General features: G+C 41.0%; 14 protein-coding genes. 4 read left to right on the top strand and 10 right to left on the bottom strand.

Annotated features, from left to right (window positions below):
* Positions 1-211 precede the first annotated feature (211 nt).
* The 5 genes from IGK82_RS12865 to pplA all read right to left on the bottom strand — a co-directional run bounded on the left by IGK82_RS12865 (position 212) and on the right by pplA (position 8,089).
* The gene (locus IGK82_RS12865; protein ID WP_113843977.1) at positions 212-4,141 is read right to left on the bottom strand and encodes a WxL domain-containing protein; all 3,930 of its coding nucleotides are present in this window, start codon (positions 4,139-4,141) and stop codon (positions 212-214) included.
* On the bottom strand, positions 4,128-4,490 hold the full coding sequence (locus IGK82_RS12870; RefSeq protein ID WP_002370158.1) for an LPXTG cell wall anchor domain-containing protein: 363 nt from the start codon (positions 4,488-4,490) through the stop codon (positions 4,128-4,130). Before IGK82_RS12870 ends, IGK82_RS12865 begins: the two co-directional genes overlap by 14 nt.
* A gap of 386 nt (positions 4,491-4,876) precedes the next feature.
* Complete coding sequence (menA, locus tag IGK82_RS12875) at positions 4,877-5,824, bottom strand: 1,4-dihydroxy-2-naphthoate polyprenyltransferase (protein ID WP_002394619.1); 948 nt, start codon at positions 5,822-5,824, stop codon at positions 4,877-4,879.
* A gap of 13 nt (positions 5,825-5,837) precedes the next feature.
* The gene (locus IGK82_RS12880) at positions 5,838-6,905 is read right to left on the bottom strand and encodes an FAD:protein FMN transferase (protein ID WP_002354751.1); all 1,068 of its coding nucleotides are present in this window, start codon (positions 6,903-6,905) and stop codon (positions 5,838-5,840) included.
* A gap of 254 nt (positions 6,906-7,159) precedes the next feature.
* Positions 7,160-8,089, bottom strand: coding sequence for an extracellular electron transfer flavoprotein PplA (gene pplA / locus IGK82_RS12885; RefSeq protein WP_002378870.1), 930 nt, complete (start codon positions 8,087-8,089; stop codon positions 7,160-7,162).
* Positions 8,090-8,366: 277 nt separating this feature from the next.
* On the opposite strand from pplA, the gene IGK82_RS12890 reads away from it, so the two are divergent.
* From IGK82_RS12890 to IGK82_RS12905, 4 genes are all read left to right on the top strand, one after another.
* The gene (locus IGK82_RS12890; protein ID WP_002354747.1) at positions 8,367-10,313 is read left to right on the top strand and encodes an NAD(P)/FAD-dependent oxidoreductase; all 1,947 of its coding nucleotides are present in this window, start codon (positions 8,367-8,369) and stop codon (positions 10,311-10,313) included.
* A gap of 677 nt (positions 10,314-10,990) precedes the next feature.
* Positions 10,991-11,413, top strand: coding sequence for a NusG domain II-containing protein (locus IGK82_RS12895; protein ID WP_016622500.1), 423 nt, complete (start codon positions 10,991-10,993; stop codon positions 11,411-11,413).
* 11 nt (positions 11,414-11,424) lie between these two features.
* Complete coding sequence (locus IGK82_RS12900; RefSeq protein WP_002354743.1) at positions 11,425-11,982, top strand: Gx transporter family protein; 558 nt, start codon at positions 11,425-11,427, stop codon at positions 11,980-11,982.
* Between the two features lie 37 nt (positions 11,983-12,019).
* On the top strand, positions 12,020-13,006 hold the full coding sequence (locus tag IGK82_RS12905; RefSeq protein WP_016622499.1) for a polyprenyl synthetase family protein: 987 nt from the start codon (positions 12,020-12,022) through the stop codon (positions 13,004-13,006).
* Positions 13,007-13,519: 513 nt separating this feature from the next.
* Here IGK82_RS12905 and folP read toward each other — a convergent pair.
* Genes folP through folB form a run of 5 tightly spaced genes read right to left on the bottom strand, consistent with a single transcriptional unit; the run spans position 13,520 to position 16,312 of the window.
* Positions 13,520-14,311 (bottom strand): dihydropteroate synthase, encoded by a 792-nt coding sequence (gene folP / locus IGK82_RS12910; protein WP_002385125.1) that lies wholly within the window; start codon positions 14,309-14,311, stop codon positions 13,520-13,522.
* A complete protein-coding gene (locus tag IGK82_RS12915) occupies positions 14,304-14,897 on the bottom strand; it encodes a non-canonical purine NTP pyrophosphatase (RefSeq protein WP_002358949.1) in 594 nt (197 codons plus the stop codon). Before IGK82_RS12915 ends, folP begins: the two co-directional genes overlap by 8 nt.
* A gap of 3 nt (positions 14,898-14,900) precedes the next feature.
* Positions 14,901-15,470: a GTP cyclohydrolase I FolE gene (gene folE, locus IGK82_RS12920; RefSeq protein WP_430605123.1), complete on the bottom strand. Its 570-nt coding sequence runs from the start codon at positions 15,468-15,470 to the stop codon at positions 14,901-14,903.
* Positions 15,464-15,949 (bottom strand): 2-amino-4-hydroxy-6-hydroxymethyldihydropteridine diphosphokinase, encoded by a 486-nt coding sequence (gene folK / locus IGK82_RS12925; protein ID WP_002368519.1) that lies wholly within the window; start codon positions 15,947-15,949, stop codon positions 15,464-15,466. The genes folE and folK overlap by 7 nt, the downstream gene beginning before the upstream one ends.
* Positions 15,950-16,312 (bottom strand): dihydroneopterin aldolase, encoded by a 363-nt coding sequence (gene folB, locus IGK82_RS12930; protein ID WP_002407140.1) that lies wholly within the window; start codon positions 16,310-16,312, stop codon positions 15,950-15,952.
* Positions 16,313-16,475: the final 163 nt, after the last annotated feature.

The raw sequence follows: 16,475 nt of genomic DNA on the forward strand, positions 1-16,475 counted from the left end.
ATTTTGCTACAGCTAAGTGACTTTTCCGACGATTCCTATTATACCAAGGTAGAAGAGTCCTTTTTCACTAGAAAAATGCGCGAAAAATCAAGAATTTCTGCCATTTTGCTACTGATTCTCAACTAAATTCCTTAATCTTTATAAGCAAAAGCTCAAAATGTTAGTGTTTGATACTAACATTTTGAGCTTTCTTCATGATAACTTAACTATTTTAAGGACCTGTCACTAAGTTCCACGTAACTGCGGCTTGGTATTGTTGCCCCTTGACCCCTTGGTTGGCTGGCACTTCAAGTTTGACATTGTTGAAGGTGAAGTCCAACTGATAAATATTACTCCCAGTGAATTGCTGGTTGGCAATAATCCTAGTGGCCGTGTTGTTGGCATTCAAACTAATGGTACTCGTAGTACCGACCGCATTTTTCAACTCGGTAGGTTGGTTGTAATTGGCGAAGCTAGAGACAGGCGCCGCCCCTAATAATAAGCGGGTCGCTGTAGGCAAGCTGTCTGTCGCTGATTTTGGTTGCGACAGTTGCGCCGTTAAACTCCAATTCGCTTGGGTTTTCTTGATCCGCAGATAGGGATTGCGTGTGCCGTTGCCATAATAATCAGCGGCTTTCTTCAAGCCATGCTGTTGCGTGCTTCCCGCTACCCCAACCTGACCAAAATTGAAGGTTGGAACACTGATGAAGCCTTCAGCCGTTGGTGTCACAATTGCTTGATCATTGTCTTTCACACGTACGGTGGCCGAAGCAGAAACACCACTGTAATTCCCATTGGTGGTAATCCCAGCGCGCAAGACTTGCCCCGCTGTTCCCGTCGCTTTCGTAGTGAACTGAACCGTGGCAGATTTTCCTACGGGAATGTCAGTGCCTAAGCTAACACCATTGGTCCACGTAGTTGCTGTGACAGGGACTGTTTTCGCGGTGCCGCCAGCTGGCGTGACAATCATGGCGGTTGGGGCTGCTAAGCCGGTTGTCCAAGCGGTTGATTTCTTGATGGTCGCCGTGGTTAGTGGCGCTTGGCTTGTATTGGTAATTGTGGCACGCCAGGTGACATTGCCGCCGCTAGTCACGGTTTCAGCGGTAGTACGAGTTAAAGCGACACTTGCTTTGGGCACTTCTTCCTTATACATTGCCGTCATGTCGTCATTGCCATCAAAGGTTGTATTGTATGTTGGCGTAGTGCTGGTTGTTAAAGTATTAGGCTTCGTTTTGCCTTTGTACCAGCCTTGGAAAATGTAAGTTTTACCGCCTGTTGTATAACTAGCTGGTAAGGCTCTTGCGCTCGTATACTTGAAAGTGTTGCTCGTCATGGGAATCTGGTTCCCCTGCGTGAAGCCTGTTGGTGGCGTGATTTTAGTGCCGTTGGTGTCCACGAAGTTTTCGGTGACTTGTTTACGGGTGACTGTGTAATTCATCGTATGTTTATAGTCTGTAGTACCATCAAATCCAAATAATCTTGGCTTACTGCTATTGCTTGCTAACAATAACATTGCAGGAACTATATGCGAAAACGTTCCATTTCCCCAAATTGATTTTATCGCAAAAGTGTTATCTGTTTGCTTAACAAATGTTTTATCAATAGCGTTTAATTCTGTCTGAGAAGTATTATTCAGGTTGACTCCAATGTCCGAAACTCCAGTATAATCGTACATTGTAATGTGTGTGTCAGTAGTTTCTATCTTGTCAACATATTTCATTTGATTGGTAATAGCTAAGTTATTTAATGCGTACCCTCTATTAACAATGTCAGCAGGCATGGCTGTCCAATAATTATTCGGTACTGCAACACTACTCGTTGTTTCAATCTTATACTTATTTGTCACTGTTGTATCGCGCTTACCTGTCATTGGATAAAAGGCGCCCTTCGTTTCAAAAACAGTGGTACCTGTCTTTCTGAGATACTCAGTATAATTTCCAGAAAAAGTTAGCGGATTAGTAAAAGCTTTGCCTTGTTCATCAACAAATTGCGCATAGAATCCTGGATAAACAGCTGTTTCTGTTACTTCTTCGTACACAACATTCAAATCGTCATTATCATCATACGTCACCGCATAGCTTGGTGCTTTGGTAGTTGTCAATGTGTTAATTATGGACTTGCCTTTGTACCAACCTTTGAACTTATAGGTTTTGCCGTCTGCTTGATACGTATCTGGCAAGGTGCCACTTTGTTTAAAGGTGTATGGGTCACTGTTAATTACTGTTTGTTTCCCTTGCGTGAATCCTGTTGGCGGCGTGATTTTAGCGCCATTGGTGTCTACGAAGTTTTCGGTGACACGGCGGTTGGTTAGATAGTAATAGATTGGTTTATCGATTGTATAATAGAATGCTTTATCTGAAATTTCATCAGGATTTCTAACCACAGCTCTCAAGTAAGAAGGGACTTGAACATCTATTGAAGCAGCCTCAGTTGATCTGTTAAAAATAAACGATTGGAGACCATTTTTCTTTAGGTCAAACCGCTGAGAAAGGCTTTTATTCGCATCTTCAGTTAATAATATAGGGGATGCGGGGGTGGTGTGATGCTCTTGAACAGTCGGCAATGGATAGGCTGTATCAAATCCACCACTCTTGTTATAAACACTCATTTTTTCATAGTATCTTGGCGGTGTAAACGTTAAATTAGCCGCACTATATTGTGAAGATTTTCCACTTACTATTTCAAAAGATTGAGCAGGATAAGCTATCTCTTTTAAATTATTTTTGGTGGGTGCCACTTTACCTTTTTCTAGGCTGATTGTTTTCCAATCACTAGGCACATTTGCGGTTGACTGTCCCTCTCCAAACCAAGTGTCATAGGTTAGTTTAATCGTTGAAGCATCTACTCGTTTGCCAGACTCGTCCACGAACCCGAATTGATAGGTCAGCGCTGGGAAATCAAAAGCTTCAATCTCCTCATACACCACATTCAAATCATCATTATCGTTATAAGTCACCGCATAGCTTGGTGCTTTAGTCGTGGTCAAGGTGTTTGGCTTGGTTTTTCCTTTGTACCAACCTTTGAACTTGTAGGTTTTGCCGTTGCTTGCTTTGTAAGTGTCTGGCAAGGTGCCAGCTTGTTTGAATGTATAGTTATTGCTGGTCATTGGTGTTTTCTTGTTTTGGGTAAAACCTGTTGGCGGTGTAATGGCTACGCCGTTAGCATCTACGAACTTTTCGGTGACTTGTTTCCGAGTGACTACGTAATTAAGTGTTTCTCGGTACGTGGTAGTGCCATCAAAACCATATAGTATTGGTCCACGTTCTATAGAACCTGTGCGCAGCATCGTTAATATGTCAGCCGTTGATGGAGCCAAAGCTAATGAATTTAGAGAAAAGATATTTGCACTATTTTTAGAAAATGTTCTATCCCTCTGAGTCAAACTACTTGTAATATAGTTACCAAATTGAGCTGCTTCAGATGTTTGTTGCTCACTGTATCTAGTCCTGTTTATAATACTAGGCGGGGCAACAATACTGTCGACATACTTTAGTGTGTTATCAATCTTTAATTGTTCAATTGCGTATATATTATAAAGGTAACCTGCTGGTAAATTTGTGAGAAAATCGTACGGCATAGGAACCGCTGCATTGACAGATACTCGATATTGACCACCACCTGCATTAGAAGAAACAATTGGATATCTAGCAGCGTATGGTTGCCACTGACTAGTTGCCGTGTGACGTGTTAATTTATAATACGTCCCTGACAACGTTAAGTTTTCATCAGCAAAAGCTTTTCCTGTTTCATCAGTAAAGCCAAAGATCATTCTCGGATAAATCACTTGATTATTCGGCACCCAACGTGGTGAAATACTCTTTTGTCGGTCATTTTCATTACTCTTTTCTGCAGGTTGTTCTGTGGTATCTGTTCTCACCTCTGGCGTTTCCGTTGGTACTTCTGTTTCTACTTGTTTCTCCGCTTCTTTCGTTTCCTCTTCCTGACTCGTATCAGTTGTTACTTGACTATTTTGTGTACTGGCTTTCGTTGTTTCTTTCTTAACGCTACTTGCTGGTGTCTCTTCTTTCACACTACTTGCTACTGTCGGACTACTTTCAATCGTGATGGTTTCCGCAACTGCGGTCACGCCAGAAAAGGCGTTAATCACTAAAGAACTACACAAGCCAATGGTTGCTAATCGTTGCCACTTAGTTTGCTTCATGTCGTCCCTTCTTTCTATGTACCATTCCCGCCAAGCCGATTAAGGCTAAGCCGAGAATGCTAAGATTTGCCTGACTCTTGCTCCCTGTACGAGGGAGCTGCGAGCCAGTTGTGGTGGTCTGTGTCGAACCACCACTTCGTTGATCTCCTTGCGGAGGACCAGCTGGTTCCTTGGGATCAGCAGCTGGCGCATCTGTTTTCGGTGGGGCATCTTTAGGAGCGGGTGTTCTCGGATTTTGGTAAAATTCAATCCCCACCGAACTAGAACCACCATCAGATGCTTCAACATTTATAAAAAAACTAGGAGAAGATAGTAGACACACAATCATTAAATAACGCTTTTTTTTCATTTAAAAACCTCCTTTAGATTCACTTGTATTCGTTGCTCTTTTATACAAGGAATGTGTAACAACCTTTTTTCATACCTCTATAATAACAAAGAACCCCCCCTTAGGAATTGACGTTTTTTTCGCACCTCTTGCGAAAATTTTGAAAGTTCTTGTTATACTACGGTTTACAACGCCCGTTATTTAATAATCGTTACTAAAAAAAGGCGATTTTAGTCAATTTTTATCAAAAATCCCCGACAAAAGTTTAAGGTTTCTAGCCATTTAACGAGAAAAGCTCAAAAAGTTAGTAATTGATACTAACTTTTTGAGCTTTGTGTAACACTTTTGAAGAAGTCGCTTGAAAAAAAACAGTATTTTTTTCGTATTTTCTCTACTTTTTTAAGAATCTAGCCAAGCAACGCACTAATTAATAGTCCTAAGGCATAGGTGCCATTGAAAACCATTAAGTTTTTAATGGAATGACGGAAACTTTTCGGCTGCGGCAATTCTTGTTTAAACGTTTGAATATTTTTCCAAATGACAGGCAAAGTAGCAAATGTAATTAACACTGGCCATTGATAAATACCACTAATGAAGCCAAATAAAATCACCAGATAACCAGCTAGCGCTAACACTTGAAACAGCACAATCCCTACTGGGCGCCCGATATAATAGACTAATGTATAACGGTGGTTCTCAATATCCGTGTCTAAGTCCCGTAAATTGTTGGCGAGCATGATGTTAGCAATCGAACAGACCAAGGGCAAGGACGCCACGACAATCGCAAGCACCGCCCAGAGATTGCCGTCTAAGCGAAAGGCGCCGCTAGCAAAATCGACCGTTAAGTAAAACGGCGGATTGGTGACGACGTTCAAGTAAACGGTTAAGACGAAGATGCCTAAGCCCATCGTGAAGCCACTGAAAATTTCCCCCAAGGGCATGCGGGATAACGGAATCGGTCCATACGTGTAGAAAATACCGATGAAGCAGCAAATCCCGCCTAATACGAGGAAGAGCCAGCCTGTTTGAACCGTTAAGTAAGCACCCACAACGGCAGTGAAGGCAATCATGGCGAAAATCATGTTGCGGACCAGTTGTGGTGAAACGCCTGATTGTCCGATAATATTTTCTTCATATTTATAGACGTCAGATTTGGCTTTTTTGAAGTCCATGTAATTGTTAATGGCGGTGGTGGCCATATCAAAGACCACCATGCCAATGAAGAAAACCAGCGTGTTGCCCCACTGAACTTCCCCGAAATAGGTCATTGAAAACAAGACCCCGATAATGAAGGGAAAGAGACTGGCAAGCTTCGTCTGAATTTCCACTACTTTTAAAAACACATTTAAAGACATTTTTAGTCGCTCCTTATTTCAAATCGGCCCGATTCCCCATCGTATAGCCAGAGTCTTTGCCGATTTCAAAGTTGCCTTCGATATCTTTGCTGATGTAGACTTTGTCGTCTTTTGTGACGAAAATGGCATCGGTTCCTTTCAGACTTTCGACATATTCTAGTCCTTTTTTGACGCCCATTGAGAAGACGGCTGTTGAGAGACCATCACCATCGATGGATTTGTCGGTGATAATGGTGACACCCGCGATGTCGTTATCAAACGGATAGCCAGTTTCACGATCAAAGAGATGGTGGTATGTTTTGCCATCGACTTTTAAGTAGCGTTCATAAATTCCTGATGTGACTAAGGTTTTGTTGCTTTCTTTGACTTGACCTAAGACTGTGTTGCGGGCTTTATTCGGATCTTGAATGCCGACTGTCCAGTCCATGTCTTTGCCACGTGGGCTGTGTCCTAAGACGTAAACATTCCCGCCTAAATCGACAATAGCGGTAGTGACGCCGTTATCTTTCAGAACTTTCACGACTTCATCGGTGATGAAGCCTTTGGCAATTGCGCCTAAATCCAATTGCATGCCTTTTTCTTCAAGGTAAACGGTTTGCTCTTTGTCGTTGAATTTGACTTTCGTGTAATCAACGAGTTTCAAGGCTTGATCAATTTCGGCTTGGCTTGGTTTGCGGGCATCATCGAAGCCAATGTGCCACATAGAAGTGATTGGGCCAATTGCCATGTCGAAGCCGCCGCGGGAGTCTTTGCTGTATTCATAGGCTTTTTTCAACAAAGGATACAGGTCATCTGAGACTTTGACTGGTTTTACGCCTGCTTCTTGGTTGATTTCATCAATTTCTGAACCTGGTTGGTTGACGGTGATTTTATCGCCTAGTTCTTTGACACGGGCAAAGGCTTTCGGTAAGACGTCTTCTTTGCCATCATCGTAGATGCGAATTTGAACGTAGGTACCAAGCATTGTTTGACGGTCAGAGTATGGTTCTGTATTAATTTTCGCTTCTGGTTTTGAGGAACAAGCAGCTGCCACAAACAGCACTGCTAGAACACTCACCATGAGCAGAAGTTTCTTTTTCATAGGATTCCCTCTTCTTTCCTTCTTTAATTAAAAAATAAGTTCTCTTGCATAGTAGCCTTTTTTGGAAAAAATGAAAAGTCTTTCTCTTGGAAATTCACAAATTTCTGTGAAAAAATTTGTGAAATGATGGACAGAACTAGCGAAGAAAAAGGGGCGGGAAAGTCAGCCAACCGACTTTTTCCCAACCCCTCAATGGTGTCAAGTAATTGCTGAAAAGCGTTTCAGGAACTACTTCACGATTCATTTATTATTACTTATTTTGTTACGATGTTGTCAACAACGATTTCAGTTGTGTCGCCTTTTTCAGCAGCGTTCACTAATTGTTGTGCGTAGTTGATGAATGAATGTGTGCTGTGTGTTGCACCAGTTACCACTTCAACACCTGCAGGTGAGCCGTCTTCTTCGCCCATTGCTTTAACAAATTCTTTGTTTAATGTTTCGATATATTCTTTTGGTCCAACGCCAGCAACGTCTTTCATTTTGCTTTCGTATTCAGTGTCATCTTTTTTAGATTTGCCGTCAGCGTTCACGTTATCGTAGTTAGATTCAGTCACTTTACCATCTTTCACAGTCATTGAGAATGTTGTGTGGTAGCCGTTTGAGTCATTTTTTTCTTTCAATGAGTACGTACCATCTTTCAATGTTGCCCCATTGTCGATTTCGATTGTGTCTGTGTTACCAGCTTGTGCTGCTTGGATTAATTGTTGTGCGTAGTTTTGGAATGATTCAGATGAATGAGTCGCACCAGTTACTACTTCCACACCGCTTGCGCTTTGTGCTTTAACAAAAGAATCGTTTAATTGTTTGATGTATTCTTTTGGTCCAACACCAGATTTTGCTTTCATGCTTTCTTCATACTTAGTGTCTTCTGTTTTAGATTTGCCGTCAGCATTGATGTTGTCATATTTAGATTCAGTGATTTTGCCGTCTTTTACAGTCATTTCAAAGACTGCACGGTAACCATTTTTTTCATTTTTTTCTTCTAATTTATACGTACCATCTTTTAAATCGCCACCGGCAACTTTTTTCGCTGGTGCTGATGATTCAGTTGATTTTTTCGTTTCTGAAGATGCTGCGCTAGAAGAGTTCGTTGTGTTGTCTTTCTTGTCTGCGCCACATGCTGCTAAGACTAAACTTGATAATGCAATTGCCGCAAAACCTTTAACAAATTTATTCACTTTCATTGATAGTCACCTTTTCTTTCATGATTTTCACAAACATCAAAAGTTTGTGATACATTACACATTATAATGGTTTTAAAAACGTTGTCAAGACCATCCCCTAAAAATATTTACATTTCGGTCTTTTTTTCATCAAAAACTCATCGTTGGAGTAAATTTGTTGACAATTAAAATTTATATTAGACAAATTCGTGAAATACTTATATAATGTTAGTCGATTGTGTACTTATTAATCATTATCACTATTTTACTACTTACAATATTAAGGAGCGGATTGTCAATGACAAAGCAAAATATTGTCGTTGTAGGTGCTGGGTATGCTGGCGTTTCAGCTACTAAATTTCTAGCAAAGAAATTTAAAAAAGATACGGACGTAACAATCACATTGATTGATCGCCATTCTTACCACACTATGATGACCGAATTGCATGAAGTAGCAGGCGGACGTGTTGAACCAGAAGCAATTCAATACGACTTACAACGTTTGTTCTCACGCAAGAAAAACGTAAAATTGGTAACAGATACTGTTACTGGGATCGACAAAGAAAACAAAGTTGTGAAAACTTTAGCAGGTTCTTATCCATTTGACCAGTTAATTCTGGGTATGGGTGGCGAACCAAACGACTTTGGAACACCAGGCGTGAAAGAAAATGGTTTCACCTTATGGTCATTTGATGATGCAGTGAAAATTCGTCATCACATTGAAGCAACCGTTGCTAAAGCAGCCATCGAACCAGATGCTGAAGTACGCAAAGCAATGTTAACATTCGTTGTCTGTGGTTCTGGTTTTACTGGGATCGAAATGGTCGGCGAATTAATCGACTGGAAAGATCGTTTAGCGAAAGATGCCAAAATTGATCCAGACGAAATTACATTAATGGTTGTTGAAGCAATGCCAACCATCTTAAACATGTTATCTCGTAACGATGCTGCCAAAGCAGAACGTTATCTAGAAAAGAAAAATGTTCAATTATTATTGAACTCACCAATCGTTGAAGTTGCAGCAGATCACATTAAATTAAAAGATGGTTCTGAAGTACCAACGCATACGTTAATCTGGACAGCTGGTGTGAAAGCAACTTCTGATGCCGCTGACTTTGGTTTAGAAGCAGCCCGTGGTAGTCGTTTAGTTGCGAATGAATACATGCAAGCAAAAGGTTACGAAGACAAAAACATTTATATCATTGGTGACTTGGTTTATTACGAAGAAACACCAAATACACCAACTCCTCAAATCGTTCAAGCGGCTGAACAAACAGGTCATACTGCAGCTGCCAACATCGTTGCAGATATTAAAGGTGGCGAAAAACATGCCTTTAAAGGAAACTACCAAGGATTCATGGTTTCCATCGGCGCGAAATGGGGCGTTGCCAACTTATTCGATAAAATTCATTTGAGTGGTTTCTTAGCCATCATTATGAAACATATCGTTAACTTGAAATACTTCTTTGATATTCGTTCTGGTTACTATATGTTCCAATACATTATGCACGAAATCTTCCATATTAAAGATGATCGTTCTGTTGCTCGCGGACATACGTCTCGTTACGGCAATGTCTTGTGGAGTGTTCCGCTACGTGTTTTCTATGGTATGGTTTGGTTAGTCGAATCAATGAAGAAAATTGTCGGCAACGGCGATTACTTGAAACCAAGCACTTGGTTTGGTGACGGTTCTTGGTTCACAGATAAAGTCGTTTTCCCATTCCCTTGGTTACAAGAACAAGTAACAACAGGTGCTTCTCAAGCAACTGAAACAGCAACAACTGCTGCAAGTGGTGCGGCGGATGCGGCGGCAAGCGGTGGTGCCGATGCGGCAACACAAGCAGCGCACTTTGGTTTAAGCTACGCTTACGGCGAAACACCAATGCAAGTGTTTGATCACATGCCTAAATGGTTCGAAAGCGTAATGAAATTTATGATGCCAAACCAAGAAGTTGCTTTGTTCATGCAAAAATTCATGACAATCGTTGAAGTATGTATTGCTTTAGCATTGATTGCTGGTTTATTCACTTGGTTATCAAGTGCTGCTACAATTGGTTTAACAATTGCCTTCTGTTTATCTGGCATGTTCTATTGGGTAAATATCTGGTTTATCTTTGTCGCTTTTGCTTTGATGAACGGTTCAGGCCGTGCTGTCGGTTTAGACCGCTGGGTAATTCCATGGATTCAACGCAAACTTGGTAAAGCGTGGTATGGTACCCCGAAAGCTAGATACGGCGGTAAGTAAGCAATCGATAATCGATTGACAACTACGAGCAAAAGCTGAGACACATGTCTCCAGCTGACTATCATAGGATTTAGTATGTGGGACAGCAGTCAAGCATGACTTTTGTCCCACATATTTTCTTTTATATAATATGGTGGCTCAACTGAGGTCGGGACAGAATCGTTTAGCTCCGAGAACCAAGTAGGTACTGTTCAACATCTATTTGCTTTGCAAATAGTGTTTCTCAGCAATAAGAAGAAATTTCCGAAAATTGTCATAAAATACAACGAGGAACGAGTTGATGTTGCATGATACCTACCCGGTGCTCTTTAATTTTTGGAGACCAAGTAGGTATTGTTCATCATCGAATCACTACGTTCTTCGTGATTCTCAACAATTTCGGCTTATTTCCGAAGGACCTTCACCAAGTAGGTACGATGATTTCATCTGTTCATGCTTCACAGTGAAACATCGCAACTCTTAGAGCTGTAGCTCTTTTGAAGGCTGTACTGTGACGAGACGCATGTCGAGAAAACACCTTAGAAGTTGTTGAGATCGGAGCAACGCGTAGTGTTGGTTCTGTTCCCGCCGTTTATCAGTTTTTGAGCTTGGAACAAAAATTCAAAATAATTTTTGTTCCAAGCTCGTTCACTGTGTTATGATAGACAAGAAAAAAACACCAAAGGAGAGAGAAGAAAATGACGATCAAAGAATTCATTAAGAAAAGTCGCTTGAAAACATGGGACGTTATTATTATTGCTGTTTTAGTTCTTGGTTCTTTTCTGCCCCTTGTTGTTTTTGCCATGCAAAACAGTGGTCAAGAAGCGGCTACGTATCAAGCAGTCTTGAAAGTAGACAACAAAGTAATCAAAGTCTTTGACTTAAAAAAGGACGGCCCGCATTATACATATAAATACGAAGCAAAAGACGGTGATTACAACCTGATTGAAGTAGATGGTGATCGTATCCGCGTGAAGGAAGCCAACTGTGCTGACTTAGTGGATGTTCGACGAGGCTGGATTTCCAAACCTGGTGAAACCCCGATTGCCTGTCTACCCCACAATTTGTTTATCACCGTGGAAGCTTCTGATGGGAGTGAAGACGGTAGCTTAATTTATTAAGCACGACAACTATGAGCAAATTACACAAGAATATTTATATTGCTATGCTCGTTGCCCAAGGGGTCATTATTGGCTTAATCGAAAATATGATTCCTTACCCTTTCGCATTTGCTCCTGGGGCAAAGCTCGGTCTAGCAAATTTAATTACCATTATTGCGATTTTCACCATGCGTAAGCGTGATAGTTTTTTCCTGGTCTGTTTACGTTTGATTTTAACGACATTACTGGGCGGCACACTTTCGACCTTTTTCTATAGTGCCAGTGGTGCCTTATTAAGTTATTTCGGCATGTTGCTTGTCAAGCAGCTGGGGCCAAAACGGGTCAGCATTATTGGGATTAGTGCCGTTGGTGGTTTCTTACACAACGTTGGTCAGTTGCTAACGACCTCTTTCTTTGCTCATTCGTGGGCGCCGATGCTGTACTTACCATTTTTATCTCTGTTTGGGTTACTCTCAGGGATTGCCATTGGGATTGCCGCTAATTATTTACTACAACATGTCCAGACGTTACGAAAATTCCAACTGAATTATGAACAAACAACGAAACATAAGTGGAGTCAATTTTTCTAATTGAAAACCTGTCCGCCACAATTAAAGGAGTCATCTTATGAATATACATCCTATGTGGAATACCTATCCTACGTTATCAAAAGAATTAACAACTACTCTTCGCTTGATGGAACAAGCGGTTCAAATCGATAATCACGAGATTCAAGCTGCTGTCCATGACATGATTCATTCTGGCGGCAAATTGCTACGTCCAGCCTACCAACTGTTGTTCTCTTATTTTGGTGAACAGCGGGACCCTAAAAAGGCGACAGCGTTAGCGGCTTCCATTGAATTACTGCATACCGCCACGTTAGTTCACGACGATATTGTCGACGAAGCCGATACGCGTCGTGGCTTGCCAACATTGCGTTCGCGCTTTGGAAATAGCACAGCCGTGTATACAGGCGATTATCTTTTTGTTTGCTGTTTCAAGCTCTTATCTGATTATTCTTCTTCATTAAAAAGCATTCAATTAAATTCGCGCAGTATGGAAAAAGTCCTGACTGGTGAGCTTGGTCAAATGGACAATCGCTATAATTTCGAGGTAACGATTGACCAATATTTAAAAAACATTTCTGGGAAAACAGCGGAATTGTTTGCGCTAAGTTGTTTTGTCGGTGCCTATGAAAGTGGCACCTCCCAACGTTTTGCCAAACGTTGTGGTGAAATCGGCGAAAATATCGGACTGGCTTTTCAAATTATTGATGATATTTTGGACTATACACAAACTGCCGATGCTATCGGCAAACCCGTCTTAGAAGACGTACGTCAAGGCGTGTATTCTTTGCCCTTGATTTATGCACTTGAAGCCAATCGTGAAGTCTTGTTGCCACTTTTAATGAAAAAAGAAGCCTTGACCGATGAAGAAACACAGGAAATTTATCGTCTTGTCCATGAACTAGGTGGCGTAGAAAAGGCCCAAGAATTAGCCACTCATTACACAGAAAAAGCGCTGAAAGAAATCAGCAAACTTCCTGAAACAAAGGCCCAAGCGAAAGAACAATTGTATGAAATTACACAAACGATTTTGACAAGAGAAAATTAAAAAAGCCGCTGGATCCTATTGAGGATTTAGCGGCTAGCTTTTTAGGTGATACCTTGGTATAATAAACACGAAGAGAGCGTACTAGACATACGCTCTCGGGTAGACCGTTTAAGACGGTAGCTTTAATTGTGGATAAATAAACCCGTCAATCTTCGCTAAAAGTTATGACGGGTTTATTTTTTGTCGTTTTTATTACTGATTTTGACAATTAATGTTGCGAAAGCAATCGCAAGCATCAATGCTTCAAAGACAGTCACTACTATTCCTTTCTAGGGAAAGAGCAAACAAGCAAAAACATTGGCAGTCCCCCTTTTTTTGAGAAATTGCCACCGTCATAAACTTCCTACTTGTGTAGTATAACACATTTGTACCTTCCTAGAATACGCTTTCTTTTGTAATAAAAATCGTGCACCGTTTACTGGGATAAAACGATTCAGCCAACTAAAATTTTTTAGACTAAACAGACCGACCATCTTTTTTGATGGTCGGTCTGTTTAGTCTATTGCTCCGCCTTTACTCCTTCTCCGACAATGCTCGCCAGACATCAAATGTTTGTTTTAAGCCTTGGACATTATGAACACGTAAAATTTCTACGCCTTGTTGTGCTGCATACAAGGAAGCAGCGGCTGAGCCAAAATCACGGTTGGCTGGTTCTGGTTCGTTCGTTAAAGCGCCAATAGTTCGTTTGCGAGAAACGCCGTATAGTAACGGATAATCTTGGTAGCGAAAGGCGTTAGGATCTTTTAACAGTTGAAGGTTTTCTGCGACAGTTTTATGAAAGCCAATCCCTGGATCAAAACAAATTTTTTCTAAGGAAAGCCCATATTTTTGGCATTGTTCAATTTTTTCTGTATAAAATTGGTGCAACTCTTCTTTTAAAGAAAGGGATTGGTGTTTTCTGGAATGCATAATCACAACTTGGACTTCAGGATATTGTGCGAGGACTTCTGCCATCCCCGGAGTGTCTAATCCTTTGATGTCATTAATCATTGTGGCGCCAGCTTGGATCGCGGCTTCTGCTACTTCGGGATAGTAGGTATCCACAGAAATCGGCGCTAGAGAAGTCTCACGTATTTTTTTAATTAACGGTAATACTCGGTCTGCCTCAACTTGTGGAGAAACTTCTTCGTAGCCAGGACGTGTGGATTGGCCGCCAATGTCTAAAATATCGGCCCCCGCTTCTAGTAGATGAAGCGCATGTTGATAGGCCACGTCGACCGTTGTGTAGCTACCGCCATCAGAAAAAGAGTCGGGGGTCGTGTTGACAATCCCCATAATTTGGTAATTCTTTTTTAAATCAATCATTGTCACATTGCTCCTTCATCTGCTGAATCATCTTTCGTAAAGCCCGCATTCTAGGACTTATCTTCATTCGTTCACTCGTGGACAACTCCGCTAAGGTTTTGCCTCGATCTGGTAAATAAATAATCGGATCAAAGCCATAACCACCTGTACCGCGCGGTTCAACTAATTCACCAGTCAAAGTGGCTTCCGTTTGCAACAGTTTGTCGTCATCGAGTACATAGACCAACGTGGCTGATAAGGTTAACTCTCGGGTCGACTGTTGCCCTTCAAATAAGTGCAACAGTTCGCGGTTCTGTTCTTCCGGATTGGCTGAATGGAAAAAGCGGCTTGTATGAATACCTAATAAATCAGGAAAAGCAGTTAACGTTAAGCCGCCATCATCACCTAACACTGGGCGGCCAATTAATTGTTGGAAAAAGCGAGCTTTTAGATAAGCATTTTCAGCATACGTAGTGCCAGTTTCTGCAGGTTGTTCTTGACTGGTTGTATACTTTCGATAAGAGACAAGTTGAATAGCGGGGTCCTTAAGTCCTGATTGCATTTCTTTTAACTTACCTTGGTTATTCGTGCCAACAATGATTTCCATTTTCTAACGTATCTCCATTAAAAATTGATTTTTCCACTCTTGTTCTTTAAATAGTCCGGTAAATTGAAATGTTTTGGTGCTACTTTGTGGTGTTTTCACGCCGCGCATCGTCATACACATATGTTCCGCTTCAATGGCTACTGCAATGCCTTTGACGGGAATATTTTCTTGGAGTTTGCGGGCAATTGTCACTGTTAAATCTTCTTGAACTGTGGGACGTTTGGCACAATGTTCTACTAATCTTGGTAACTTGCTTAGTCCCAATACTTTGCCACCTTCTGGCAGATAAGCGACATGTACTTTTCCATAAAATGGCAATAAATGGTGTTCACACATTGAATAAAAGGCAATATCTTTTACTAGAACCATTTCGCCTTCATTTAAGCTATCAAATAATTTATAATCGTGAAATTCAGGTTCGGTTAATCCACCAAAAACTTCTGCATACATTTTAGCTACGCGTTTGGGTGTATCAATGAGTCCTGCCCGTTGAGTATCTTCCCCCACCGCTTCTAAGATTGTGATAACTGCCTGCTCAATTTGCGCTTGTTTTTCCTGCTCCATCTCTACCATTCCTTTTCGCTTACTCGCACTTCTTCTTGATTGCCACTGCGCTGAATCCACGTAGCTATTGGCGCGCCCAATAGTTGTTCCTCTGCGTAAACATCACTTAAGGGAATCAAAACAAATGACCGTTTTGTTAATTCTTGATGAGGAACTTGTAAGTGGGGCAACGCGACTGACTGTTCCCCTAATAATAAAATATCAATATCAATAATCCGCGGACCCCAGTGAATTAATTTTTTACGTTTCATTACTTGCTCAATCCCTTGGGTAACAGCCAATAACTCTTCAGCGGTATAGCTAGTATCAATTTTCAATACGGCGTTCAAAAAATCATCTTGGTCTGTATAGCCGTAAGGATCCGTTTCATAAAGTTTTGAAGAAGCCACGACCTGAATCTGCGGGTCTTCGTTTAAATAATTGCGGGCTTTCACTAAATTTGCGTATGGATCGCCGACGTTACTACCTAATGCTACATAGCCAATCATCTATACTTCTCGCTCCATTTCAATTTCAATATTGTCAAAAAGGCCGGGCATCGGCACACTATATTTTCTAATTTTAATGATAATTTTTTTCAATTGTTCTTGATAATCTGCGGAAATATCATCTAAAATAGCACTCGCTAACCCTTCGATTAAATCGTACGAGTGATTGTTTACTCGTTGGGCAATCAATTCATTCACTTCGGCATAATTGACAGTTTGAGTGACATCATCTGTTCGCCCTGCCTCAGCTAACGACAACTGCATTTCAAGGTCGATTTCTACTTGCTGTCCTAGACGTTTTTCTTCTGCCAAAACACCATTTTTTGTGAAAAATTTCAAGTTGTTGATTCTAATTTTATCCATCCTCTAACTCCCTACCCTCTGTTTTGCTGATTTTTTTAATCATAGCATATTTCTTGGAAAAGTCAGTAGTTAAAAGATGGAAAAGTGGTTATTGGTATGATATAAAAAATTACTTTTTACGAATCAAATAGTATAACTCGTGTATTCAAAAAAGAGCGTTGCT

The organism is Enterococcus sp. AZ197, assembly GCF_050556405.1.
Classification (GTDB): Bacteria; Bacillota; Bacilli; order Lactobacillales; family Enterococcaceae; genus Enterococcus; species Enterococcus faecalis.

Coding starts and splice junctions, on each gene's coding strand:
- IGK82_RS12865 (WP_113843977.1), bottom strand. CDS start 4,141: ATGAAGCAAACTAAGTGGCAACGATTAGCAACCATTGGCTTGTGTAGT.
- IGK82_RS12870 (WP_002370158.1), bottom strand. CDS start 4,490: ATGAAAAAAAAGCGTTATTTAATGATTGTGTGTCTACTATCTTCTCCT.
- menA (WP_002394619.1), bottom strand. CDS start 5,824: ATGTCTTTAAATGTGTTTTTAAAAGTAGTGGAAATTCAGACGAAGCTT.
- IGK82_RS12880 (WP_002354751.1), bottom strand. CDS start 6,905: ATGAAAAAGAAACTTCTGCTCATGGTGAGTGTTCTAGCAGTGCTGTTT.
- pplA (WP_002378870.1), bottom strand. CDS start 8,089: ATGAAAGTGAATAAATTTGTTAAAGGTTTTGCGGCAATTGCATTATCA.
- IGK82_RS12890 (WP_002354747.1), top strand. CDS start 8,367: ATGACAAAGCAAAATATTGTCGTTGTAGGTGCTGGGTATGCTGGCGTT.
- IGK82_RS12895 (WP_016622500.1), top strand. CDS start 10,991: ATGACGATCAAAGAATTCATTAAGAAAAGTCGCTTGAAAACATGGGAC.
- IGK82_RS12900 (WP_002354743.1), top strand. CDS start 11,425: ATGAGCAAATTACACAAGAATATTTATATTGCTATGCTCGTTGCCCAA.
- IGK82_RS12905 (WP_016622499.1), top strand. CDS start 12,020: ATGAATATACATCCTATGTGGAATACCTATCCTACGTTATCAAAAGAA.
- folP (WP_002385125.1), bottom strand. CDS start 14,311: ATGATTGATTTAAAAAAGAATTACCAAATTATGGGGATTGTCAACACG.
- IGK82_RS12915 (WP_002358949.1), bottom strand. CDS start 14,897: ATGGAAATCATTGTTGGCACGAATAACCAAGGTAAGTTAAAAGAAATG.
- folE (WP_430605123.1), bottom strand. CDS start 15,470: ATGGTAGAGATGGAGCAGGAAAAACAAGCGCAAATTGAGCAGGCAGTT.
- folK (WP_002368519.1), bottom strand. CDS start 15,949: ATGATTGGCTATGTAGCATTAGGTAGTAACGTCGGCGATCCATACGCA.
- folB (WP_002407140.1), bottom strand. CDS start 16,312: ATGGATAAAATTAGAATCAACAACTTGAAATTTTTCACAAAAAATGGT.